The sequence below is a fragment of the Conexibacter sp. SYSU D00693 genome (genome assembly GCF_017084525.1).
GTDB lineage: Bacteria > Actinomycetota > Thermoleophilia > Solirubrobacterales > Solirubrobacteraceae > Baekduia.
On the sequence record NZ_CP070950.1, the window covers coordinates 1,979,695 to 2,004,385 of the forward strand.

The 24,691-nt window shown below is 74.5% G+C and carries 18 protein-coding genes and 1 pseudogene; 10 read left to right on the forward strand and 9 right to left on the reverse strand.

Translation table 11 applies throughout. The features are described 5' to 3' along the window. Window position 1: 1 nt before the first annotated feature. On the reverse strand, window positions 2–1,468 hold the full coding sequence (locus JUB12_RS09800) for an MFS transporter (protein ID WP_205699445.1): 1,467 nt from the start codon (window positions 1,466–1,468) through the stop codon (window positions 2–4). A gap of 166 nt (window positions 1,469–1,634) precedes the next feature. On the opposite strand from JUB12_RS09800, the gene JUB12_RS09805 reads away from it, so the two are divergent. From JUB12_RS09805 to JUB12_RS09815, 3 genes are read left to right on the forward strand one after another with little or no spacing between them, the layout of a single operon-like run. Then, on the forward strand, window positions 1,635–2,282 hold the full coding sequence (locus JUB12_RS09805; RefSeq protein ID WP_371822327.1) for a TetR/AcrR family transcriptional regulator: 648 nt from the start codon (window positions 1,635–1,637) through the stop codon (window positions 2,280–2,282). 51 nt (window positions 2,283–2,333) lie between these two features. Continuing rightward, window positions 2,334–5,450 carry an AAA family ATPase gene (locus JUB12_RS09810; protein ID WP_205699447.1) on the forward strand — a complete coding sequence of 1,039 codons (3,117 nt, stop codon included), beginning with the start codon at window positions 2,334–2,336 and terminating at the stop codon, window positions 5,448–5,450. A 41-nt stretch (window positions 5,451–5,491) separates the two neighbouring features. After that, window positions 5,492–5,854, forward strand: coding sequence for a hypothetical protein (locus JUB12_RS09815; protein ID WP_205699448.1), 363 nt, complete (start codon window positions 5,492–5,494; stop codon window positions 5,852–5,854). 262 nt (window positions 5,855–6,116) lie between these two features. Here JUB12_RS09815 and JUB12_RS09820 read toward each other — a convergent pair whose 3' ends face one another. From JUB12_RS09820 to JUB12_RS09850, 7 genes are all read right to left on the reverse strand, one after another. After that, complete coding sequence (locus tag JUB12_RS09820) at window positions 6,117–7,394, reverse strand: CdaR family transcriptional regulator (RefSeq protein ID WP_205699449.1); 1,278 nt, start codon at window positions 7,392–7,394, stop codon at window positions 6,117–6,119. A 65-nt stretch (window positions 7,395–7,459) separates the two neighbouring features. Then, window positions 7,460–8,968 carry an acyl-CoA synthetase gene (locus tag JUB12_RS09825; protein WP_205699450.1) on the reverse strand — a complete coding sequence of 503 codons (1,509 nt, stop codon included), beginning with the start codon at window positions 8,966–8,968 and terminating at the stop codon, window positions 7,460–7,462. After that, complete coding sequence (locus tag JUB12_RS09830) at window positions 8,965–10,059, reverse strand: NAD(P)-dependent alcohol dehydrogenase (protein WP_371822328.1); 1,095 nt, start codon at window positions 10,057–10,059, stop codon at window positions 8,965–8,967. Before JUB12_RS09830 ends, JUB12_RS09825 begins: the two co-directional genes overlap by 4 nt. Then, window positions 10,059–11,321, reverse strand: coding sequence for a cytochrome P450 (locus tag JUB12_RS09835; RefSeq protein WP_205699452.1), 1,263 nt, complete (start codon window positions 11,319–11,321; stop codon window positions 10,059–10,061). Before JUB12_RS09835 ends, JUB12_RS09830 begins: the two co-directional genes overlap by 1 nt. Continuing rightward, window positions 11,308–12,723: a 4-hydroxyphenylacetate 3-hydroxylase N-terminal domain-containing protein gene (locus JUB12_RS09840; protein ID WP_205699453.1), complete on the reverse strand. Its 1,416-nt coding sequence runs from the start codon at window positions 12,721–12,723 to the stop codon at window positions 11,308–11,310. Before JUB12_RS09840 ends, JUB12_RS09835 begins: the two co-directional genes overlap by 14 nt. Beyond that, window positions 12,723–14,135, reverse strand: coding sequence for an aldehyde dehydrogenase family protein (locus JUB12_RS09845; protein ID WP_241004482.1), 1,413 nt, complete (start codon window positions 14,133–14,135; stop codon window positions 12,723–12,725). The genes JUB12_RS09840 and JUB12_RS09845 overlap by 1 nt, the downstream gene beginning before the upstream one ends. 47 nt (window positions 14,136–14,182) lie before the next feature. Beyond that, complete coding sequence (locus tag JUB12_RS09850) at window positions 14,183–15,241, reverse strand: carbon-nitrogen hydrolase family protein (protein ID WP_205699454.1); 1,059 nt, start codon at window positions 15,239–15,241, stop codon at window positions 14,183–14,185. Between the two features lie 149 nt (window positions 15,242–15,390). Between JUB12_RS09850 and JUB12_RS09855 the strand changes: the two genes are divergently transcribed. From JUB12_RS09855 to JUB12_RS09885, 7 genes and pseudogenes are all read left to right on the forward strand, one after another. Continuing rightward, window positions 15,391–16,386 carry an MBL fold metallo-hydrolase gene (locus tag JUB12_RS09855; RefSeq protein WP_205699455.1) on the forward strand — a complete coding sequence of 332 codons (996 nt, stop codon included), beginning with the start codon at window positions 15,391–15,393 and terminating at the stop codon, window positions 16,384–16,386. A gap of 13 nt (window positions 16,387–16,399) precedes the next feature. Beyond that, a complete protein-coding gene (locus JUB12_RS09860; protein WP_205699456.1) occupies window positions 16,400–17,572 on the forward strand; it encodes a homogentisate 1,2-dioxygenase in 1,173 nt (390 codons plus the stop codon). 7 nt (window positions 17,573–17,579) lie between these two features. Continuing rightward, on the forward strand, window positions 17,580–18,464 hold the full coding sequence (locus tag JUB12_RS09865) for a hypothetical protein (protein ID WP_205699457.1): 885 nt from the start codon (window positions 17,580–17,582) through the stop codon (window positions 18,462–18,464). Next, window positions 18,461–19,666, forward strand: coding sequence for a fumarylacetoacetase (gene fahA, locus JUB12_RS09870; protein ID WP_205699458.1), 1,206 nt, complete (start codon window positions 18,461–18,463; stop codon window positions 19,664–19,666). The genes JUB12_RS09865 and fahA overlap by 4 nt, the downstream gene beginning before the upstream one ends. After that, entirely contained in the window at window positions 19,663–21,276 is a 1,614-nt protein-coding gene (locus JUB12_RS09875) for an FAD-dependent monooxygenase (protein ID WP_205699459.1), read from the forward strand. Before fahA ends, JUB12_RS09875 begins: the two co-directional genes overlap by 4 nt. Window positions 21,277–21,318: 42 nt before the next feature. Then, window positions 21,319–21,411: pseudogene (locus JUB12_RS22340) on the forward strand (transcriptional regulator); the annotation flags it as partial. 609 nt (window positions 21,412–22,020) lie between these two features. Beyond that, window positions 22,021–22,962, forward strand: coding sequence for a site-specific integrase (locus tag JUB12_RS09885; protein WP_205699460.1), 942 nt, complete (start codon window positions 22,021–22,023; stop codon window positions 22,960–22,962). Window positions 22,963–23,453: 491 nt separating this feature from the next. On the opposite strand, the gene JUB12_RS09890 is transcribed toward JUB12_RS09885, so the two are convergent. After that, the gene (locus JUB12_RS09890; protein ID WP_205699461.1) at window positions 23,454–24,665 is read right to left on the reverse strand and encodes a hypothetical protein; all 1,212 of its coding nucleotides are present in this window, start codon (window positions 24,663–24,665) and stop codon (window positions 23,454–23,456) included. Window positions 24,666–24,691 lie beyond the last annotated feature (26 nt).

The window sequence follows — 24,691 nt, forward strand, 5'->3', positions numbered from 1 at the left end:
CTCAGCGCGGCTCCTCGACCGAGCGCGAGTCCGTGAGCGTCAGCGCGCCCCACCCGGCGATGACCCCGACCACGACCGCGAGCGCCGCGTAGGTGATCCGCTCGCCGTGGAAGAACGAGGCCACCAGGTCGGCGCTCCAGGTGCCGGCGGGGAGGCTCGCGGTCACGAGGACCGCCACGAGCGTGCCGACGACGGCGGTGCCGACGCTCGTGCCGAGCTCCTGCGCGGTGTCGTTGAGCGCCGTCCCGATCGACGTCCGGTTCGCCGGCATGGCGTCGACGAGCGCGACCGCGCAGATCGTCATGACCGTGCGCAGGCCGACCGTCAGCAGCACCATCGAGACGGCGATCGCGACGTAGCCGTGCTCCACGCCCCACGCGAGGCCCGCGAGCGCACCCGCCAGCAGGCCGGCGCCGACGAGGCAGGCGACGCGATGGCCGAAGCGCTTGGCCAGCCCCTCGGAGACCGGCGTCGCGAGGACCATGGTGACGATGATCGGCAGGTTGGCCAGGCCGGCGCGGACCGGGCTCCACCCGTAGGCGTACTGGAAGTGGAGGATCAGGCCGAACATGACGCCCGCCATCGCGATGGCCGTGCCGACCTGGGCGATCGCGGCGCCGCGGACGGTGCCGTTCGCGAAGACGCCGAGGTCGAGCATCGGCTGCGCCGTCCGGCGCTCATGGCGCACGAAGGTCACCAGGGCGAGCACCGCGCCGACCGCCGTCGCGCACGTGGAGGGCGACAGCCACCCGTGCTCGACGCCGTTGGTCAGCGTGAGGCAGGCCAGGCCGATGGTGGCGACGCTGAGCAGGGCGCCGGGGAGGTCGAGGCCGTCGTCGGTGAGGTCCTCGGGGCGGTCGGGCGCGACGCCGGCGCGCACGCCGATCCAGGCGATGAGCGCGATCGGCGCGTTGACGACGAGCAGCCACTCCCAGCTGACGTGCGCCAGCGCGGTGCCGCCGAGCAGCGGGCCCAGGATGAACCCGCTCATCCCGACGATGATCATCACCGTCATCGCGCGCATCCGCAGCGCCTGGTCGTCGAAGAGCCGGAAGACCAGCGAGTTCGTCACGGGCGCCATCGCCGCGGCGGCGAGGCCGAGGGCCGCGCGCAGCGCGATGAGCTCACCGGCGGTGTGCACGAGCACCGCGCCGAGGCTGATGACGCCGAAGGCGGTGAGCCCGACGAGCAGGACGCGGCGCCGGCCGAGCCGGTCGGCCGCCGAGCCCGCGGTCAGCAGCAGCCCGCCGAAGGTCAGCGAGTAGGCGCCGGTCACCCACTGCAGCGCGGTGGTGCCGCTGCCGAGGTCGCGGCCGATGGTCGGCAGGGCGATGGTCAGCAGCGTGTTGTCGACCATCTCGACGAAGAACGCCAGACAGAGGGCGGACAGTGGGATCGCGGCGGCCCGCAGCGACGTGTAGGTGCGGGCGGACGGGCCTGGCGAGGTGGTGAGGGCGGTGGCGGTCATGGCGGCGGCTCCTTCTCGAACGCTGTTCGATGATCGTACACCGTTCGACATCGGATGGAACACCGTTCGACTTGACCCCGCGGTGTGCTCCAATGGCCCCGTGCCCCCCACACCTCGCACCCGCGGTCGCGCCCGCGGCGGCGCCCGCCGCCGCGCGACGCACTCGATGGAGGCCGTGGTGTCCGAGGCCGTCGCGCTCCTGGACGACGCCGGCGAGCCGGCGCTCACCTTCCGCGCGCTCGCCGCCCGCCTCGGCGGCGGCGTCGCGAGCATCTACTGGTACGTCGCCAGCAAGGACGAGCTGCTGGACCGCGCCGCCGACCACGTCCTCGAGGGCGTCCTCGTCGCGACCGAGCGCGTCGCCGAGCACGAGGACCCGATCGACGCGATCCGCGCGATCGCCGTGGCGCTCTTCGACGCCATCGTCGAGCGCCCGTGGCTCAGCGCGTACTTCCTGCGCGACACGGGCGTGCAGCCCAACGCCCTGCACCTGTTCGAGCGCCTCGGCCAGCAGCTCCTGCGCCTCGACCTCTCCCCCCGCCAGCGCTTCGACGCCGCCTCCTCGGTCATCGGCTTCGTCGTCGGCATCGCCGCCGACCTCGGCCAGGAGCCACCCGCCGAGGTCCGCGACGGCTCGGTCACGCGCGAGGAGTACCTCGCCCGCCACGCCGACCAGTGGCGGGCGCTCGACGCCGAGGAGTTCCCCTTCCTGCACCACATCCTCGACGAGTTCGCCCGCCACGACGACGCGGAGCAGTTCCGAGCGGGGCTGGAGCTGCTGCTGGCGGGGCTGCGCGAGCAGGCCGGCGGCTAGCCGGGGGGCGCTGGGTCGACAACCGCCGCGCCGCCGCGTCAGACTCCGGCGGTGGGCGGCGTGCGGGTGGAGCTCCTGGGCGAGCTGACGGTCCGGATGGACGGCCGCGTCGTCGGACCCGCCGCATGGCCCACGCGGCGCGCGCAGGAGCTCGTGGCGCTGCTGGCGCTCGCCGAGGGGCGGCGGGCCACGCGCGACGGCGTCGTCGAGCAGCTCTGGCCGCACCTCGGCGCCCAGGCCGGCGCGGCGAACCTGCGCAAGGCCGCCCACCACGCGCGCAGGGTGCTCGGGGACGCCGACGCGGTCGTCCTGCGCGGCGGGGTGGTCGAGCTGCTGCCCGGCGCCGAGGTCGAGACCGACGTCGAGGTGTTCCTGCGCGCGGCGGACGAGGCGCTGCGCTCGGGCGAGCCTGAGGCGTGCGCGCGCGCCGCGGAGATCGCCCGCGGCGGCGAGCTGCTGCCCTCGGCGCCGTACGAGCCATGGACGCAGGAGCCGCGCCGGCGGGTGCGCGAGCGCCTCGGCGCGCTGCTGCGGGCGGCCGGCGACCTCGAGCGGCTCGTCGCGTTCGAGCCCGCCGACGAGGCCGCCGCCCGGGAGCTCATGGCGCGGGCGCTGGCCGAGGGCCGCCGCCACGCCGCGCTGCGGACCTACGAGCGCCTGCGCGTGGCCCTGGCGCGCGAGCTGGGCGCCGCGCCGTCGCCCGAGACCCGCGCGCTGTACGACCGCTGCACGGACGGCGTGCGGCTCGGTGAGCGGCTGTTCGTCGGCCGCGTGGAAGAGCTGGCGGCCGCGCGCGACGTGCTGCGCGCGGCGACCGGCGGCGCGGCGGCCGCGCTGGTGGTCCGGGGCGACTCGGGCATCGGGAAGTCGGCGTTCTGCCGCGAGCTGGCCGCGCGCGCCGCCGAGGACGGATGGCGGCTCCTCGAGACGACGGCCACCCGCGGCGGGCCGCCCTACGCCCCCGTCGCCGCCGCCGTCGAGCAGCTCGTCGTGCGCGGCGAGACGCGGCTCGACGCCCTGCCCGCCCACGCGCGGGCGGTGCTCGCCGAGCTCACGCCCGTCGCGGGCGCCCCCGGCCGCACGCCGGTCGGTCTCACGCGCCACCAGGTCATCGGGGCGCTGCGGCGGGCCATGGCCGGGCGCCGGCCGGTCCTGCTGCAGGTCGAGGACGCCCACCTCACCGACGAGGCGACCGCCGACGTCCTGCACCAGCTCGCGGCCGGCAGCAGCGCCGGGGTGCCGTTCGTCGTCGTCCTGGCGCTGCGCTCGGACTGGGTGCGCACCAGCCTGCCGCGCGGCGTGGCCGACCTGGCGCGCGCGGCCACCACGACCGCGATCGAGCTCGGCCCGTTGCGTGACGCGGAGGTCGCCGAGCTCGTGCGCGCGCACGTCGAGGACCCTGTCGCGGTCAGCCGCATCGCGGGCGCGGCGGCGGGAAGCCCGTTCTTCGCCCTCGAGCTCGCCCGCGCGAAGGGCGCCGTCCCGCGGTCGCTGCGCGCCGCGATCACCGAGCGCTTCGACGGCGTGGGTCCGGACGCCCTCGAGCACCTGTCCGCCCTGGCGGTCGCCGAGCACGACCTCGAGCTCGGGGACGTCCTCGCGCTCACGGGCCTCGACGAGGACGCGGCGGCGGACGTCCTCGACGCCGCGCTGGCTGCCGGCGTCCTCGTCGTGGCCGGGGCGCGCTACCGGTTCGGCCACGAACTCGTCCGCCAGGCGCTCGTCGACGGCCTCGCGCCCCACCGCGTCGTGGCCCTGCACCGCGCGGCGGCGACCCGGCTGCAGCGTGCGGGCCGGGCGCCCGCGCGGATCGCGCGCCACCTCCTGGCCGGCGACCGCGCGGCCGACGCGGTCCCGTTCCTGCTCGCGGCCGCTCGTGACGACGTGGCGGTCGGCGCGTTCGCCGACGCCCGCGGCGAGCTGGCGCGGCTGCTGCGCGTCGCGCCCGACCACGTCGAGGCGCTCGTGCTGCACGCCGAGGTGCTCGAGGCGGTCGGCGACGCCACGGCGCCGCAGGCCTACGCGCGGGCGGCGCACGCCGTCGGCCCGCCCGACGACCAGGACCTGCTGGCCCGCATGGCCTGCAGCCAGCTCAAGGCGTCGGACCCCGTGCAGGCGATCCGGACGCTCGAGGGGGTCACGCCGCGATCGACCGTGGGTCGCCTCGCCCAGGCGCTCACCTACAGCGCCGCGGCGGCCGTCGGCGTCTTCGGCGACCGCGACACCGCCGCGAGGATGGCCGACGAGGCCCACCGGCTCGCACTCGAGCTCGGCGACCCCGGCGCGATCCTCGACGCGACCTGGGCCCACGCGCTCGCTGCGCACGCCAAGGGCGAGCTGCCCCAGCGCCTGCGCGAGTACCTGCGCCAGACGAGCGCGCTGCCGGAGATCGCCACGCGGGTGTTCGACGGCCAGCTCTGCGTGACCGAGCGCATGCTCCACGGCGGCCTGCCCAACGAGGAGCTCATCGCGTTCGCCGACGGCCTCGCCGAGGAGGCGGCGCGGCTCGGCGCCGCCCGGGGGCACGCCTTCGCCCTCACCCTGCGCGGCGAGGCCGGGCTCCTGGCGGGACGGCTCGAGCGGGCCGAGCGGGACTTCGTCGACGGCGCCCGCGAGCACGGGGCGATCGGCGCGCTCGCCGGGGAGGCGCTGTCGCTCGTGGGCCGCGCGCAGGTCGCCGTCGCCCAGGGCCGCCACCGTCACGCGCGGCCGTTCCTGGACGACGCGCTGCTCATGGCGCGCGAGTCCGAGGTCGGCCACCACACCCTCGACCGCGTCTTCGGCGCCATGGTCGAGGCCACGCCGGACCCCGACCAGGCGCTCGCGGTGCTGGCGGAGGCCGAGACCGCCGTGGTCGGGCCGGCCGAGACCTGCCCGACCTGCCGGATCGCCTACGTCGTGCCCGCCGCCATCGCGGCCGCGAAGGCCGGCGACCTCGAGCGCGCGCTGCGCTACCGCGAGGACGTGCGGGTGGCGATGGAGCACATCGCGCTGCCGCCCGCGTGGCACGCCGCGGCCGAGGAGGTCTACGGGCACTGCGCGCTGGCGGAGGGCCGCGAGGGCGAGGCCCGCGCGCACTTCGCCGCGGCCGCCGACGGCTTCCGGCACTGGGGCCAGCCGCTGGACGCCGAGCGCTGCAGGGAACGCCTGGGGAACGCCGTCCGGTGAGGCTGCGCGGCGTTTCCGTTCCCCCCGCCCTGGAGGCACCCATGCAGCGCATCCCCCGTCAGGACGTCCCGGTCGCCATCGCCGACGGCGACCTCGAGGTCCGCGTCCTCGACCAGGCCGGCCTGATGGTCGGCTTCGTGAAGCTCCCCGCCGGCGCCGACCTGCGCCCGGCGACCGTCGGCCTGCCCGACGACCTCTGCCCGTGCCCGCACTGGGGCTACGTCCTCAAGGGCAGGGTCCGCATGCACACGACCGACGGCCACCAGGACTTCGCGGCCGGCGAGGCCTTCTACTGGGCGCCGGGCCACGCACCCGAGGCGCTCGAGGACAGCGAGTACGTGGACTTCTCGCCGACGCACGAGTTCCAGAAGGTGCTGGACCACCTCACGGGGGCGGCCGCCTGACGGCGGCCGGGTGCGGGCGGGCCGCGCCGGCGGCCCGCCGCGCCCGCTGACGGCGCCGCGTCGACCGCGACCGCCGGGCAGGGCCGTGGGCCGGCGGTCCTTGCGGCGCCGTGCGCACCCCCACGGTGGCCGGGCTCCTCGACCACCCGGAGCTCGGCAAGCGCATCGCGCGCGCCTACCCCGAGCGCCGCGGCGCGCGACTGACCCGCCGGCCCGGACGCCCGGCCAGGGGCGGGCGGCTGCCGCCCTCGAGGCCCGGTCCCTACGCCCCGGGCTCCAGCACCGCGCTCCCGAGGACGTCGGCCAGCCGCAGCGCGAGGGCGAGGTCGGACCCGGCGCGCAGGACGTCGCGACCCAGCAGCTCCGTGCAGGCGGCCACGCGGTTGCTGACCGTGTTCGGGTGCACCGCCAGGCGGTGCGCGGCGGCGCTGCGGCTGCCGTGCTCCTCGAGGTAGGCCCTGAGCGTGTCCCGCAGCCGGGCGTGTTCCTGCGTGCCGCCGGCCAGCGGGCCGAGCTGGCGCCCCACGAAGCGCCGTGCGCGCTCGAGGTCACCGCTGACGAGGGAGATCAGCTCGACGTCGCGGTAGCGGACGACGGCGCCCACACGGCCTGCGGCGAGCAGTGCCACCCGCGCGGCCTCCGAGGCCTCGCGGTGTGAGTCGCGGAACCCGTCGAGGCCGGGCTGCGGCTCCCCGACGGCGACCGACACCGACTCGGGCCGGCGCCGGCCGACGGCGTCGCTGACCCGCTCGACGTCGAGCGGTCCGTCGCTCGCCGCCCACGCCCACAGCAGGCCCCCGCCGACCGGGACCTTGAGGGCCTTCGGGGCGTCCACCGACGCCGCGATCGCATCGGCGAGGTCGTTGAGCTCGGCGAGCGCCCGCGGGCGGCTCGACGGCGCCCGCGACCAGACGACGAGGCCCAGGTGGGTCCGGCGCAGCTCGTAGCCGATCGCGCGGCTGACCGCGTCGGCGTCCGTCGCGTCCCCCTCGAGGATCGCGCGCACGGTCGCCACGCGGGTCGCCTGCGCACTGCCGACCGCGGCCGCCTGGGCCTGCTCGTGCTCGTCGGAGAGCCGGCGCACCAGCACGTCCAGCCAGCGGAAGGTCAGCTCCTGGGCCGACCGCAGCGTCTCGGCGAGCACCTCGGCCGGGAGGGGCTGGGCGGCGAGCTCGCGGTTCCACGCGTCGAGGAAGGCGTGGTGCCCGAAGTGGCACGCTCGCAGCACCGGCTCCAGGCTCCGGCCCGAGCGGGCGAGGCCTCGAGCGGCCGCGATCGCCTCGGGCGCCGGTCGGATCGCCTCGAGCGGCTCTCCGCGCTGCAGCGTGCGCAGGAAGTCGAGGAGGTGCATGCGGGCGCCGGACCGCAGCTCCTCGTGCGTCTGCGGGTCGTCGGGCAGCTCCCGGACCTCGCCCTGTGCGTCGTCGGCGACCCGCTGCGCGATCTCATCCGCACGCTGCTCGATCGCGCGTGCCGCCCGGCGCAGCGCCTCGGCTGCGGCCTCCGAGCGAGGCCTCGATCCTGCCGGGGACGAGCGCATGGGACGAGCATGACCGCTCACGGAGGTCGTCATGCGGGGCATCGACGGCGTCGGCGATGGCGCCGCTAGGGCGCGGCGCTCGCCCGGCGGTCCTCGAGGAGCAGGTGCTTGCGCAGCTTGCCGGTGTCCTCGCGCGGCATCCGGCGGACGAACTCCACGCTCCGGGGGCACTTGTAGCTGGCCATCCGCTGCCGGCAGAAGGCGATGAGCTCGGCCTCGAGCCACGAGCCCGCCAGAGCCATGTCGGTCGGCTGCACCACCGCCTTGACCTCCTCGCCCATCTCCGGGTGGCTGATCCCCACCACCGCCGCATCGTCGACGTGCGGGTGCTCGGCGAGGAGGTCCTCGACCTCCTTGGGGTAGACGTTGACCCCGCCGGTGATGATCACGTGGGCCTGGCGGTCGGCGAGGTACAGGTAGCCGTCCTCGTCGAGGTGGCCCATGTCGCCCATGGTCGTCCAGCCCGACGGGTGACGGGAGGCCGCGGTCTGCTCCGGCGCGTTGAGGTACTCGAACGCGTTGCCGCCTTCGAAGAACACCTTGCCGACCTCGCCCGCGGGCAGGTCCCGCCCGGCCTCGTCGACGATGTGCACGCGCCCGATGACCGCCCGCCCGACGGTCCCCGGCCGGTGCAGCCAGTCCTCGGAGGTCGCGGCGACGAACCCGTTGCGCTCGGTGCCCGCGTAGTACTCGTGGACGATCGGACCGAGCCATTCGATGGCGGCCTCCTTGACCGCGGGTGGGCACGGCGCACCCGCATGCACCACGCACCGCAGCGAGCGCAGGTCGTACCTGGCACGCACGCTCGGATCGAGCGCCAGCAGGCGGACGAGCATCGTCGGCACGACCTGGGTGTGGGTCACGCGATGGCGTTCGACGGCGCGCAGGAACTCCTCGGCGTCGAAGCGGTCGAGCACCACGACGGCAGCTCCGCAGCGCAGCGCCGACATCGAGAACCGGAAGGGGGCGGCGTGGTAGAGCGGCGCGGCCGACAGGTAGACGCTCGACCCGTGCACCCCGTAGAGCGGACCGACCAGCCGGTCGAAGGCCGTCGGCGAGCCCGGCGGCGCGTCCGGGAGCGGGAACCTCACGCCCTTCGGCCGGCCGGTCGTGCCGGCGGAGTAGAGCAGGTCGATGCCCTGGGCCTCGTCGTCGACGGGATGCTCCGGTCGCCCGGCCACGGCCACGTCGTAGGCCTCGAACCCGTCGGCGGCCGGGCCGCACACCAAGCGGGTCTCGAGCGCGGGCGCCTGCGCCGCCGCAGGCACCGCCACCTCGGCCATCCGCGGTGTCGTGACCAGCGCCCGCGCCGCGCAGTCGGCGAGGACATAGGCCACCTCGGCCGGTCGCAGGCGCGTGCTGATGGCCGTGTAGTAGAGCCCCGTCCGCTGCGCGGCCCATGCGACCTCGAGGAAGCGCGGATGGTTCTCCATGAGGATCGCGATCCCGTCGCCGGTCTGCAGACCACGGCTGCGCAGGAGGTGCGCCAGCCGGTTGGACCGCCGGTCGAGGGCATCGTGGGAGACGGACTCGCCCGTGGCCGCCATCACGTAGGCCAGGCCGGTGCGCCTCATGCGTCGACGAGCAGGACGGGCTTGACGACCTCGCCGCGCACCGCGGCCCCCTCCGCGTCGTTGATCGCCGAGAGGGGGAACGTCTCGACCAGGCAGTCGAAGGGGAAGCGACCCTGGCGCCACAGCTCGACGAGCTGCGGGACGAACACCCGCGGGACGACGCCGCCCTCGATGATCCCCATCACCGTCCGTCCTACGGCGAGGGCGCGACGGCCGAGCGTCAGGTCGCCGGTCGGGATCCCGACCAGGCCGCAGACGCCCCGCGGCGTCAGCGACGCCACGGCGTCCGCGGCCACGGACGGGATGCCGGTCGTGTCCAGGGCGAAGTCGAAGCCGCCGGTGAGGCCCCGCAGCTGATCGACGAGATCGGGGGCCGCCGGGTCCATGGACCGGTGCGCGCCGACCCGCTCCGCGAGCGCGCGACGGCCCGCCCGCGGCTCGACGGCGACGACGGCGGCCGCCCCCGCGAGCTTGGCCGCCATGACCGCGGAGAGCCCCACCGCGCCTGCGCCGAAGACGACGACGTTCGCCCCCGCGGGCACGCGGAGCGCCTCGAGGACCGCCCCCGCCCCCGTCTGCACGCCGCAGCCCAGCGGGCCCAGCAGCTCGAGCGGGACGTCGGGTCCCACGGGCACGACGTTGCGCGCCGCCACGACCGCGTGGGCCGCGAACGACGACTGACCGAACCACCGGTTGGCCACGGGTGCGTGCGCCCCGTCGACCATGGTCGTGGCGCCGTCCACGGCTCGCCCGGTGAGGTTGCGCTCGAAGAAGCTGTCGCAGGTCGACGGGCTCCCGGCCAGGCACCCGCGACAGCCGGCGCACGAGTCGAAGCTCAGCACCACGTGGTCGCCCACCCGGGGTTCAGCGACCCCCGGGCCGACCGCCTCGACCACCCCGGCGCCTTCGTGACCGGCCACCAGCGGGAACGAGACCGGTGCCTGCGGGCGGCGCGGGAACAGGTCGGTGTGGCAGAGGCCGACGCCCACCACGCGGACGAGCACCTCGCCCGCGGCAGGCTCCTCGAGGCGCACGTCCTCGAGCGCGAACGGCTGGTCGGGCCCCCGCAGCACGGCGGCGCGCGTGCGGATCATCGGAGCTCGTAGCGGACGGGCAGCCGCTTGAGGCCGCCGACGAACAGCGTGTGGACGCGGGCGGGCGGTCCCGCGAGCTCGATGCTCGCCAGTCGGGGCAGGAGCTCCCCGAAGAACTCGCGCAGCTCCATGCGCGCGAGCTGGGCACCGAGGCAGGCGTGGATGCCCGACCCGAAGGCGCGGTGGCGGTTGGGCCTGCGCGCGACGTCGAACTCGTCCGGGCGCTCGAAGACCTCCTCGTCGCGGTTGGCCGACGGGTAGCAGAGCGTCACCGCCTCGCCGGCGCGGATCGTCACACCGCGCAGGGTGTAGTCCTCGGTGGCGGTGCGCACGAACTGCTTGACCGGTGAGACCCACCGCAGCATCTCGTCGACGGCCGTCGGGAGGAGCTCCGGCTCGGCACGCAGGCGCGCGAGCTGGTCTGGGTGCTCCAGGAGCGCCAGCAGGCCGCCCGAGAGCGTCGAGCTGGTGGTGTCGTGCCCCGCCGTGGCGATGAGCACGTAGTAGGACATCACCGCCATGTCGTCGAGCGGCCGCCCGTCGACCTTCGCGTTGGCGATGACGGACGCGAGGTCTTCGGTCGGCGTGCGCCTGCGGTCGGCCGCGAGCTGCGAGAAGTACGCGAAGAAGTCCTCGAAGACCGCGAGGCGCTCCTCCGCCGACGCGCTGCGCCGCAGCTCGGGGTCCTGCTCGCCGAACATCTGCTGGGTGAGGCCCAGCATGCGCTCGAAGTCCGACTCGGGGAGGCCCAGGACCGAGAGGATCACCTGCAGCGGGTAGTGCATCGCGACGTCACGGACGACGTCGCACTCACCGGGCATCTCGGCCATCCGGGCCACGGCGCTCCGCGCCAGGTGGCCGACGCGCTCGTGGATGCGCGCCAGCCCGCGCGGCTGGAACCACGCCTGCGTGATCGCCCGGTGCGCGCGGTGCTCGGGCTCGTCCATGTGCACCAGCGAGCGGATCGGCGAGCCGCGCTGTGCCCGGAGGTGGTCGGCCTCGGCGGACTGGAGGATCGGCCGAGGGGCGTTGATGAAGACGTCGTTGCGGGCCTCGACCTCGGTCAGGTCGGCGTGCTTGGTGATCGCCCAGAACGGGTTGAAGCCCGGCGCCTCCACCCGGTGCACGGGAGACTCGCGCCGCAGCAGCGTGAAGACCTCGTGCAACAGACGCTCGTCGGCGTAGGTCGCGGGGTCCGTGAGTAGCCGCCCTGCCTCCTCCGGGCGCTGCACCGTCATGGTCGTGCTAGCCGCGGACATGTCCCTCTCCCATCCCGGCGACCCCGAGGGCCAGGGCCTTCGCGGCGTCGAGGTCGTAGTGCTTGCGAACGACGAGCTGCTGCGCGAGGAGGCCGCCCCCGGACTGCACGTGGGTGACGGCGTTCCACCCGCCGAAGGCATCGGCGGTCACGTCGCGGATGGCGTGGAACAGGCGCAGGCGGTGCTCGCCGTCGGCCGCGGACGTCGCGAGGTACTTGCGCACCCACGGCCCGACCTCCGGGTCGTCGAGGTCGGCGAGGGTGGGCGCGGTCACCACCGCACCGCCGGCGATGTCGTGCAGGTGGCGGACGAGCACCTCGTGATGCGTCGCGCCGTAGAACTTCGCCGCGTTCGTGCGCAGGTCGTCGGGGTACAGGTAGCCGTCCGGCGTCGACTGCGCCCGCGCGATCGCCGCCTCGAGCCCCGCGCGCACGAGCGTGGCGTGGATGATCATCTCGGAGATCTTCAGCCGCACGTGGGGCACGCGGTCCAGGCCGTTGGCCTCCGCGATCAGCTGGGCGAGCCCGACCAGCACGTCGGCCTGCCACGCCATGGCGTTCGTGCCGCTCAGCCGCTCCCACAGTCCCAGCGCATGGGCGAAGGTCGCTGAGTGCTCGACCTGGCCGTCGATGAAGACGCGGTCCCAGGGGACGAGGACGTCGTCGAAGACGACCATCGCGTCGGGCATGTTCAGGACCCGGGAGTACGGGAAGTGGCGGTCGTCCTCGGCCGCCGGCGCGTAGCTGCTGGCGATCACCGACACCCCCTCCGACGCGATCGGGACCGCACACGCCACCGCGTAGTCCTCCTCCCCCTGCTTCATCTGCTTGGTGGGCATCACGAGGAGGTCGTGGCAGAGCGGCCCGCCCGTGATGTGGAGCTTGGCACCGCGCACGACGATGCCGTCCGAGCGCCGGTCCACCACTCGCAGGTAGGCGTCGGGGTCGCCCTGGTCCCCGGGCCGTCGCACCCGGTCGCCCTTGGCGTCGGTGATGCAGAACGTGATCCGCACGTCGTCGCGCAGCGCGGCGTCGCGGTAGGCCGTGATCCGCGCGGCGCGGTCGGGATGCGTCCGGCCGACCTCCGGCGCCACCGAGTGCAGGGTCATCATCGACTGGTAGGTGATGGCGGTCAGCGGGTCCACCGTGCGCAGGAGTGCCGCCTGCTCGTGCAGGCGCTCCACCGTCCGCGGCCCCTCCATCAGCGGGTTGGTCGCGCCCGGCCGCGCGTCGTGGTGGCGGTCGTAGCCGCGGGCGATCCAGTCGATGGCACGCGAGAACGCGCGCTCGCCCTCGAGGTCGTCGATCCGGCGCCCGTGCAGGACGACGCGGCGCCCGTCGCGCAGCGAGGCGCGGTACCCACTGCCGGTGAGCATCCCGGGCCGCCTGGTGGTCTCCTGCATCAGGCGACCGCCCGCGCGCGGTGCAGGACCTGGAGCTCGGTGAACTCCGCCAGGCCCCAGGGCCCGTTCTCGACACCGATCCCGCTGCCACGCCGCCCGCCGAAGGGCTGGTGCGGGGCGAGGGCGAGGTGCGTGTTGACCCACGCCGTGCCGCAGTCCAGCGCGGCAGCGACCTCGGACCCCCGGTCGGGATCGCTCGTCCACACCGACCCCGCCAGCCCGAACGGCGTCGCGTTGGCGCGCTCGACGGCCTCCTCGACCCGGCGGTACGCCAGGACGGGCAGGGCCGGGCCGAACTGCTCCTCCGCGACGAGCCGGGCGTCGTCGTCGAGGTCGGTCACGACGGTCGGCTCGTGGAAGAAGCCCGGGCGCTCGATCCGCCGTCCGCCCGCGGCGATGCGGCCGCCGCGGCGTCGCGCGTCGGACACGAGCTCCTCGACGCGGCGCAGCTGGGGCTCGTTGTTCAGCGGCCCGAGCTCGGAGCCGGGATCGGCCCCGGGACCCACCCGTGCGCGGCGCGCGCGCTCCGCGAGCGCGTCGACCAGCTCGGCACACCGTGAGCGGGGCGCGTAGACGCGCTTGACCGCCGAGCACACCTGCCCGTTGTTGAGGAACGCCGCCCAGAAGAGCCGCTCGGCGACCTGCGCGACGTCGACGTCGTCGAGGACCACGGCCGCGTCGTTGCCGCCCAGCTCGAGGGTCACGCGCTTGAGGTGGCGCGCGGCGCCGGCGGCGACGCTGCGTCCGGCAGCCACCGATCCCGTGAAGCTCACCTTGCGCGGCTGCGGGTGCTCGACCATCCAGCGCCCCAGGTCGTCGCCGCCGCTGAGGACGTTCAGCACGCCCGCGGGGAGCACGCCCGCCAGCAGTTCGCCCAGGTGCAGCGTGGCCAGGGGCGTGTAGGGCGACGGCTTGAGGACGACGGTGTTGCCGGCACGCAGCGCCGGCGCGACCTTCCACACCGCCAGCAGCAGCGGGAAGTTCCAGGGGGTGATCGCCGCCACCACGCCCACCGGGCGCCGGAGCACCGCGACGTGGGCCAGCCCGTCGTCCTGGATGACCTCGTCCTCCACGTCGAGCTCGGCGAAGTAGCGCAGCCACCGCGTGCAGCCCGCCACCTCCCGATGGGCCTCGGCGAGCGGCTTGCCCTGTTCGGCGGTGAGGAGGCTCGCGAGGTCGGGCGCCGCCTGCTCCACCGCCGCGGCGGCCCGGGCGAGCGCACGCCGCCGGGCGTCGTCGTCGCCTCGCCAGCCCGCGAAGGCCGCCGCCGCGCCGGCCATCGCCTCGTCGAGCTGCTCCCCGGAGCAGCTCGGTGCCTGGGCGAACACGGCGCCGGTCGCCGGGTCGACGACGTCGAGCGCCCCATTGCTCGACGCCGGCTCCCCCGAGATGGTCATGGACGCTGCGGTCATCGTGCAGCGACTCTGACCGCGCGCCGGACGCCGTGGCTGTCGCGCCGCTACACCGCGTTGTCGGGCTGTCCCAAGCCGCCGGTGCTCAGGACGCCGTCGTGGGCGTCGGGCGACGGGTGCACCCGGCCGTCGCCGTCGGCGGCGGCGGGGGCGGGGGCGCTGACGGGCGGAGCCGGCTCGCGGTTGAACAGCAGCCGCGTCACGTCGGGGCGCGCGTAGTGGCCGGCCGGGTCGGCCAGGGCCTTGGCCAGCGGGATCAGGCCCAGGTCGACCTCGGCGAGGACGAGGCCCTCCTCGTCGGGCGCCAGGTAGGCGGCCAGTCGCGAGCCGTCCGGGCCGAAGACCATCGACCGGCCGCCGCCCGGGAGGACGAGACGCCGCTGCTCCGGGCTCTCGCAGAGGAGGTCCACGATCTCGGGGGTGACGGGCGTCGTGGCGGCGACGACGAAGCAGCCGCCCTCGGCGGCGTAGACCTGGTTGGCCGCGTCGTTGAGGTCGGGCCCGAGCTGGTTGACCTCGGGCGGTGAGGCGAAGCTCGGCCAGGAGGCCGCGTGCACCTGCTCGTCCTGGGAGTACATCGCGAACTTGGTCAGGGGCTGGAAGTGCTCCCAGCAGGCCAGCGCGCCGAGGCGGCCCACCCCCGCGACGTCATGGACCGCCAGGTGCGACCCGTCGCCCTCACCGAACACCGTGCGCTCCACGTGGGTCGGCTTGAGCTTGCGTCGCGCGGCGACGCGGCGGCCCTCGGCGTCGAGGATGAGCTGGGCGATGTAGAGGCTCCCGCCGCTGCGCTCGCTGAAGCCGAGGACGACGTTGATGTCGTGCTGCGCCGCGGCGGCGGCGATCCGGGCCTCCGCCTCGCTGTCGAGCTCCATCGAGTTCGCGACGTACGCCGGCACCCACTTCATCGCCCAGGCCGGGGGGCCGAGCCAGGCCCAGTAGGGGTAGCCGGGGATCCACGTCTCGGGGAAGACGACGAGCTTGGCGCCGTTGCGCGCGGCCTCCGCCACCAGGGCGATCGTCTTGTCCACGGTCGCCTCGAGGTCCAGGTAGACCGGGGTCGCCTGCACGGCTGCGGCGATGAACTTGGGAGCGGGCTGGGCCATGGGTCACCTCGTCGTCAGGAGTGCCAGCGGTGGGGCGTGCGAGCCCGCATCGCCGCGATCGGGGGAGCCTACGAACGGGTCGGTGGCGCACGCTGTGGCCCGGTCACACGAGGTTGTCGCGCCCCGCCAGGCACGACGGCGGCGCGGCGGTGACGCTGCCGGCCATCACCACCTCACCTCCACCCGGGTTCGCGTCCACCGCGGACCTCACCGACAAGCCGGCGACGCTCGACGAGATCGTGCCCGGCGTCCTCGCGTACACGGCCGAGGGCGACCCGAACGTCGGCGCGATCGTCACGCCCGACGGCATCGTGGCCGTCGACGCGCGCGCCACCCCGGCTGCGGCCCAGCCGTGGCTCGACGAGCTGCGCCAGGTCACCGACGTGCCGGTGCGCCACCTCGTGCTGACCCACTTCCACGCCGTGCGCGTGCTGGGTGCGTCGGCCTTCGGCGCTCGGGAGGTGGTGGCGAGCGAGGCGACGCGCGAGCTCATCCGCGAGCGCGGCGCACAGGACTGGGAGTCGGAGTTCCGCCGGATGCCGCGGCTCGCCAAGGACCCGGGCTCCGTCCCCGGCCTCACGTGGCCGACGGTCACGTTCTGCGACCGCCTGACCCTGCGGCTGGGCGGCCGCACGGTGCAGCTGCGGCGGCTCGGCCGCGGGCACACCGGCGGCGACATCGTCGTGTGGCTCCCCGACGAGCGCGTGCTGTTCGCGGGGGACCTCGTGGAGGCGGGCGCCGCCCTGTACATGGGCGACGCGCACGTCGAGGAGTGGCGGACGCGCACGTTGGACGCCGTCGCCGCGATGGGCGCGCGGGCGCTGGTCCCCGGGCGCGGACCCGTGGTCCGGGGCGACGACGTCGGCCTCGCGATCGAGGAGTCGCGCCGCTTCCTCACGCGTCTGCGCGACGCGGTCGCGCGGGCGCGTGACGCGGGAGCCGACCTCCGGCAGGCGTTCGGCGCCGCCCACGAGGCGATGGCGCCCCACTACGGCGACTGGCCCATCTTCGAGCACTGCCTGCCCTTCAACGTCAAACGGGTGATGGACGAGCTCGACGGCCGCCCGCCGGCTGTCTGGACAGCCGAGACCGACGCCGCCGTCTGGCACGAGCTCTCGGCGCCGGCCCCCGACACGACCCCGTAGGAGCACTGCCCCCATGCGCTACCACCACCTCGGGCGGGTCCCGCCCAAGCGCCACGTCCAGGTCCGTCGCGACGGCGCCGGCTCGAGCCTGCTGGTGGAGGAGGTCCTCGGCTACGAGGGGTTCTCCGGCAACCACTCGATCCTCTACCGCCTGCGCTCGCCGTGCGCCGTCGAGCGCGTCGGCGAGTTCCGCGCGATCGACCGCGACGAGTGGGTGCCCCCGGCGCACGTCCATCGGCTCGCCGACCTCAACGGCGTCCCCGCCGGCGGCGACCCGGTCACGGGTCGCCGGCTGCTGATGGCCAACGCCGACATCGAGGTCTGGGTCTGCAAGCCCACGGAGCAGGGCGAGGGCTTCTACCGCAACGGCGAAGGCGACGAGCTCGTGTACGTCCATCGCGGCGGCGGCGTGTTGCGGACGCAGTTCGGCCGAGTGGCGTTCCGTGAGAAGGACTACGTCGTGGTGCCGCGCGGGACCACCGTCGCCTGGGAGCTCGAGGACCGCGAGCAGTTCTGGCTGGTCTTCCACACCCCCGGCGAGGTCGAGACGCCGACCCGCTACCGCAACCGCTACGGGCAGCTGCTCGAGCACGCCCCGTTCTCGGCGCGCGACTTCCACGGGCCCGAGGAGCTCGAGACCCGCGACGAGGCGGGCGAGTTCGTCGTGGTGGTCCGCGTCCGCGACGGTCACCAGCGCTACGTGCTGGGCCGTCACCCCTTCGACGTCGTCGGCTGGGACGGCTACGTGTGGCCGTACACCTTCAACGCCCTGGACTTCGAGCCGCGCGCGGGACGCCTCCACCTGCCGCCCCCGGCACACCAGACGTTCCAGGGGCCCAACTTCGTCATCTGCACCTTCGCTCCCCGGATGCTCGACTGGGACCCGGAGGCGGTGCCGCTGCCCTACCACCACTCGAACATCCAGTCCGAGGAGGTCATGTTCTACGCCGACGGCGACTACACCGCGCGCCGGGGCGTCGGCGTCGGGTCCGTGACGCTGCACCCCTCGGGCCTGCCCCACGGCCCGCAGCCCGGGACGGTGGAGGCCGCGTTGGGCGCCACGCGGACCGACGAGCTCGCGGTGATGTGGGACACGTTCCGGCCGCTGGCGCTCACGTCGCTCTGGCAGGCCCACGACCGCGACGAGTACGCCTACAGCTGGAACGACGCCGTCGACGCCGGCTGAGGGTCCCGTGGACGCGCGGTCCATCCTCCTGCGGGAGGCGATCGACGACGCCGGGCTGTTCCCGCCGGCGCGCAAGCCGCTGGCACGGGCCGTCGCCGACCACGGCGCGGCCCGCCGGTCGGCCGCGGGCTGGATGCTCGGCCGCTTCCTCTGCCCCGTGTCGCGCCTGCGGGAGGCCGCCGGTGTGGTGCGGGCCCGATGGCCGCTGGGCGTCGTGCTCGACGCGGCGGGCGGCGACTGGCTGACCGGCGTCCGGAGCGACCTGGCGCTGTGGGCCAGCTCGGCGGGCTCCGCCTCGGCCACCGCCTTCGAGCTGCGCCTGCCCCACGACGCGGTCGACCGACCGGCGATCACGGACCTCGTGACGTGCCTGGAGCGCGCCGGGGTCGGCGACCGCATCGTCTTCCTGGAGGTGCCCGGGCACGACCCCGACACCGTGCGGGCCGCGCTCGCATCGATCGCCCGGACGGCCGGCGGGCGGCGATTGGGGGCCAAGCTGCGCTGCGGCGGCGTCGTGGCCGAGGCGTTCCCGCCGTCGTGCGCCGTCGCGACGTTCATCGACGAGGCGCGGCGGCTCGGGCTCCCCTTCAAGGCGACAGCCGGGCTCCACCATCCCTTCCGCACGCGGGAGGCGGCGCTCGGGGTCCTCCAGCACGGCTTCGTCAACCTCCTCGCCGCCACGGCCCTGGTCGAGGCAGACCCGCTGGAGGTGGTCGAGGAGAAGGATCCGAGCGCCTTCCACATCGATGCAGACGGGCTCGCCTGGCGCGACCACCGCGCCGATGCGGCGGCGCTCGCGGCAGCTCGTCGGCGGTTCGTCGCCTTCGGCAGCTGCAGCTTCGACGAGCCCGTCGCCGACCTCGGGCTCGTGCTCGACGGGGCGACGCCGTGAGCGGGAGCTGGGTCCCGGGGGCCGACCGGTCGGGCTTCGGGCTGACCAACCTCCCGTACGGGGTGGTCCGCCGCCGGGGCGCTCACCCGCGCTGCGCCGTGCGCATCGGCGACTTCGCGCTCGACCTCGGACGCCTCGTCGACGCGGCGCTCCTCGACCTTCCCGCGGGGACGTTCGCCGGCACCACGCTCAACCGCTTCCTCGAGCTGGGTCCCGCGGTGTGGGCCGCGACGCGACGGCGGTTGACCGACCTCCTCACCGAGGGCGCCCCGGAGGCCGCAGCGGTGGGCGACGCCCTGGTGGCCCTCGGGGACGTCGAGGTCGTGATGCCGGTGGCGGTCGGTGACTTCGTCGACGGCTACGCCTCGCTCGAGCACGCAACGAACCTCGGCCGGATCTTCCGCCCCGACGGAGCGCCGCTGCTGGCGAACTGGCGCCACCTCCCGGTCGCCTACCACGGTCGCGCGGGCACGGTGGTCCCGAGCACGACGCCGATCCGGCGACCCCAGGGCCAGCGCCCACCGGACGCTCCCGGCGCCCGGCCGACGTTCGGGCCGGAGCGACAGCTGGACGTCGAGGTCGAGCTCGGCTTCGTCACCGGGGCCGGACCGGCGCTCGGCCGGCCGATCGAGATCCGCGACGTCGCCGACCACGTCTTCGGCGTCGTGCTGCTCAACGACTGGAGCGCCCGCGAGCTGCAGCGCTGGGAGTACCAGCCGCTCGGACCCTTCACGGGCAAGTCGTTCGCCACGTCCATCTCCCCATGGATGGTGCCGCTCGACGCGCTCGCGGGCCGCCGGGTGGCGGGGCCCGTGCAGGAGCCAGAGCCCCTCCCGTACCTGCGCACGCCGGAGCCGTGGGGGCTCGACGTGGACCTGGAGCTCGAGCTCAACGGCACGGTGGTCTCCAGGGTCAACGCGCGCGGCCTCTACTGGAACGTCGCACAGCTGCTCGCCCAGGCGACCGTCAGCGGCGCGACGGTGGCGGCTGGTGACCTGTTCGCCACGGGCACGATCTCCGGCCAGGGACCCGCCTCGCAGGGGAGCCTGGTCGAGCTGACCTGGGGCGGCCGGCAGCCGCTGCGTCTGGAGGACGGGACGCAGCGGACCTTCCTCGAGGACGGCGACGTGGTCGTGATCCGCGGGGCCGCGGGCGCGGTGTCGTTCGGGAGCGTCCGCGGCCGGGTCGAGCCCGCGCGGTGAGCGGCCGCGGTCCGGACCAGGGGCCCGTCGTCGTGGTGGGCAACGGCCCCGTCGGCCAGACCGCCGCGCTGCTGCTGGCGCGCTGGGGCGTCCCCACCACCATCGTGGACGCGCGCGGCGGGCGCGACGGCGCCGGGTCGCGCGCCATCTGCCAGCAGCGCGACGTCCTGGACGTGTGGTCGGCGGTGGGCGCTGGGGAGCAGATCGCGCGGGAGGGCCTGGCGTGGGAGCGCGGCCGGACCTTCTACGGCGACCGCGAGCTGTTCTGCACCACGTTCCCCGACCGCGGACGTTCGCCGTTCCCGCCCCTGGTCAACATCTCGCAGGCGCGGACCGAGCAGCTCCTGGACCAGGCCGTCGCCGCGTCGCCGCGCATCGACGTGCGCTGGGGGTCCGAGGTGGATGCGCTGACGCAGGACGACCACGGCGTCACGGTCGGCGGGCGCAGCCCGGCGGGGCGCTTCGAGCTCCGGGCGCCCTACGTCATCGCGTGTGCCGGATCGCGCAGCGACGACCTCCGGGCGGCGCTCGGGCTGGACTTCCCGGGCCGTACGTTCGACGAGCGGTTCCTCATCTGCGACATCCGCGCCGACCTCCCCGGCTGGCAGCGCGAGAGGCGCTTCTGGTTCGACCCGAGCTGGAACCCCGGCCGCCAGGTGCTGGTGCACCCCTGCCCGGGCGGCACGTACCGCATCGACTGGCAGGTCGCACCTGGGTTCGAGCTCGCGGGCGAGCGGGCGACGGGAGGCCTGCACCGTCGCGTCCGCCAGATCGTCGGCGACCGGCCCTACGAGCTCGTGTGGACGTCGGCGTACCGCTTCCACTCGCGGCGGGTCCCGCGCATGCGCGTCGGGCGGGTGCTGCTGGCGGGCGACATGGCGCACCTCTTCTCGCCGTTCGGCGCCCGGGGGCTGAACTCGGGCGTCGCCGACGCCGAGAACGCCGCCTGGAAGGTGGCGTTCGCGCTGCGCGGATGGGGCGGTGCGGCGCTGCTGGAGAGCTACGACCGCGAGCGCTTGGCCGCAGCGACGGAGAACCTCGAGGTCACCACGGCCACGATGGAGTTCCTCGTCCCCGCCGACGACCGTGCACGCCGGCGTCGCCGCGAGGTGCTCGAGCGCGCCCTGCTCGACCCCGCCGCGCGCACGGAGATCGACTCCGGCCGCTTCGCCGAGCCCTACTGGTACGTCGACTCGCCGCTGACGACCACCCATCCCGAGCGGACGTTCTCGGGACGCCCGCCGCGGGGCCAGGCCCCGCCGGTCGTCCCAGGGATCCTCGTGCCGGACGCGCCGGTCCGGGTCCCCGACCGCCCCGGCGTGACCCGGCTGCGCCAGCTCGTCCGCAGCGGCCTCCTGGCCCTCACGACCGACGGCGTGGAGCCCAGGCGGGCGCTGGGGACCCTGCGCCGGAGCGTCACCGCCCCGGTGCAGGCCCACGCACTGGCGTCGATCGACGTCGAGGGCGTCCTGGCCGAGGCGTTGCAGGCCAGGCGCGGAGAGACGTGGCTCATCCGCCCGGACGGCCACCTCGCCGCCGTCGTCGGGGATGCCTCGGACGCCCTCGAGGCCGCCGCCCGCCGCTGCCTGGGGATGGTCAGGCCCGCGTGACGGGCGCCGTCGGGGTCGGCCGGGCGTCCCCGGGATCGACGACCGCGCTTCATCGAGCTCACCGGCGAGCTCTCGCTGGCCAGCCCGCGGTTCCGCCAGCTCTGGGCGGGCCACGAGGTGCGCGGGCCGCGGGGCGAGCGTCGCGGCCGATGCCTGCTGGGCATCACGGCCCACCCACTCGGTCTTGGACGGCGGCTCGCGGCTCGCCCAGCCTGGTGCGGGTGAACGACACGAAGACCCCGCGACCCACGGCTGGCGACCCGCAGCGGTCGCGGGCAGGTGAGCACGCAAGTGAGGCCTCGCTCGGAGGCCTCGACCGTCTCGGGAACGCGAAAGGCCCGGCAGAACCGGGCCTTCCAGGAGTGGCGGGGGCGGGATTCGAACCCGCGACCTTCGGGTTATGAGCGAGCGCCAAGGCGCTCTGTAGCGCGCTGCAGCCTCGGATGAGGTCCGGTCAGGTGATCTCAGATGCTCGGAGGTTCGCGCATGTCAAGACCACGAACGAGACCACGACCCGCGGGTCGGCGGGGGGACGTCCGCCACGGGCGCGACCAGGGGACACGATGAGCTCCTCGAACCGTCGCGCCTACGGAACCGGCAGCCTCGAGATCCGCACCGACGGGTCGGGGCGCCAGACCTACTACGCCCGCTTCTACGCCCACGGACGCCAGGTCCGCGCGCCTCGGGCCCGCGCGGCGCGGAAACCAGCGCGCCGGCCTGACCCGCGCCGAGGCCGAGCGCGCGTTGCGCAAGCTCATCGAGCAGGAACAGCGGTTGGTGCCGGTGGCCGAGCGCGTCGACATCGCCACCGCCGGCGAGCGCTACCTCGTCCATCTCGAGCAGGTGATGCAGCGCAAGCCCAGCACGCTGCAGGACTACAAGGTCATGCTGCGCCGCCACATCGCGCCGTTCTTCGGCGGCCGCTCGCTGGAGCGCATCGACACCCAGCTGGTCTCGGAGTTCCTGCTGGCCCAGCAGGCCAAGGGCATGGCGACCAAGACGGTCGCCAACCACCTCACGTTCCTGCACGGCGTCTTCCGCCACGCGATGAAGAAGGGCTGGACGCACACCAACCCCGTCGCCGCGGTCGACCGCCCCCGCGACCAGCACGTCGATCCCGACATCCGCTTCCTCGAACACGAAGAAGTCGAAGCACTCCTGCGGGCCGTCCCGGACGACGCCCTGGGCCGAGTGGAGCGGGTCCTGTACCTCGTCGCCGCCACCAGCGGGCTGCGCCAGGGCGAGCTCGTAGCCCTGCGATGGCGGGACGTCGACTGGACCGCCGGCGTGATCCGCGTTCGGCGCAACTACACCCGAGGCGAGTGGGGCACCCCGAAGTCCCGGCGCTCCAGCCGCGCCGTCCCGATGATCACCCGCGTCGCCGCAGAGCTCGAGCGCCTCCACCAGCACTCGGCCCACCAAGGCGATGACGACCTCGTCTTCGCCCACCCCATCCTCGGCGGCGTTCTCGACGCCTCCAAGATCCGCAAGCGCTTCAAGGCCGCCCTCACCGCCGCCCGGCTACGACCGATCCGCTTCCACGACCTGCGCCACACCTTCGGCACCCAAGCCGCCGCCGCCGGCGTCCCCCTGCGCACCCTTCAAGAGTGGATGGGCCACCGCTACAAGACCACCCTCATCTACGCCGACTACGCACCCCGCGCCCACGAACAAGCCCTGATGTAACAGGCATTCAGTTCGGCGAGTATCCGCACGTCGACCGCCGACGACGGCCGTCCATCCGGACGGTGAGGATCCGAGCGAGATGCCGCGGTCGAGGCCGCGCGCGGCTTTCGAGACCCACAGCAGGGATCTCGCCGCAGAACGGCGTGAGGCTCTGTGACCCGAGCGACGTCCAGCTCACCGGTTACGACGGAAGGGCACCAAACCCTCGGCCTGCTCCATCTCAGCCTCGGAGTCGTAGCACGTGGTGCGCATCTGCTTCTCGATGCACGCCAGTCCACGGCGAGCGGCCTCATCGGAATCGATCGTCCCGTCTCGGTAACGGAAGCGCCGCTCAGATGGCGCCACGGGACCGTTCTTGGTGGAAAGCTCGTCGGCAGCGAGCGGCGCAGGGAGCCCAGCCCGAGCCGCCGGAGGCGTCCCAGACGCGCCGTGCGCCATGGCCAGCACAGCGGCGACGAGCACGCCCGACAGCGCGAGGAATACCGTCGTTCTCATCCTCGTTCACCTCGTCTCTTGTTCTTGTGCAGGCGGGTCATCGTGTACACCACGCGATCCTCGCCCTCAAGCACGGGATGCAGAAGGTATCGATGAGCTCCTTGGCTGATCGCAGTGACGTTGGGGCCGAAGAGCCATGGTCCCCTCGCGAGAACACGCGCCTGTGTCAAGGACTGTTTCCAGCGGCGTCGGTCCTTCGGTAGCTCGGCCACTCGCAGGACCGCGTCGAACGTTGCGCTCTGGTGGTCAACCAGGAACTCCTTCCACGCCACCGCCGCGCGACCGTCGTGTACGAGGACCTGGCCCTGGGCTTGCCCGTTCGGTGCCAACGGCGCGAACGCGAATCGGCCGTCACGCAGCGACGCCACGCCGAACCGGCTTCGCAGGGGTGGGGCATCGAGTCCCTGGGCCTCGGGGCCCGCCGTGACACGAATCGAGAGGCCCAAGAGCAGGTCATGACCCCAACGACGCGGTACCCCGAGGAGTGCTGAATGCCCGACTCGGCCAAGCCTTCTGAGGACGGCGCGAGGCCGGACGGTGCGCCAGCGGCCCTCAGGCTCGAGCCTCAGCAGACGTAGCTGAGGATTCAACGGCTGGAGGATCGTGACCACCAAGTGGCCGCCGAGCGCCGACGCTTCGGCAGTGCCGCCGCGATAGCTGAACGCGGGGCCCGCCGCTCGCCACGTCCGCCCGACGAGCCGATACGGCCGGGCTCGGCGACCCTGTGGCGTCGACGACGCCACCACGACGTACAGCGCATCGCCGACAGCGGCTACGTCATACGCCGCGTCTCCGCGGTGGGGCGGCGTCGGCAGCGTTGCCCACGGTGCGTTGCCTCGTCGACATGCCCCCATGAAACTCTGCTCTGGCGAAACCGCCGTCACGCACCACGCTCGTCCCAAACGCAGGACGCGGGCTTGGTGGTCATCCGAGACCCTGTCGAAGGGCGCCGGCACTGCCTGCGCCGAGCCGCGCTTGTCGATCCGAAACAGGCGTAGCTCCCTGCTGTCGTCCTCCTCGTGCAGAGGCCGATTTCGCCCGACCATCGCAAGCAGCTGCTCGCGCCGACCCTCTGCAACGGAGACCCCTCCGACGATGTCGAAGGTGTCGCGCAGCGCGGACGTCAGCGTCACAGCCGCCGGCTTGGGCGGAGGCGTGCCCGCGTCCGCCCAAGTCAGTGCTGCGGCCCCTAGGACGACGCCGGCCACCAGCGCGGAGAGCGAGGAGCCAACGT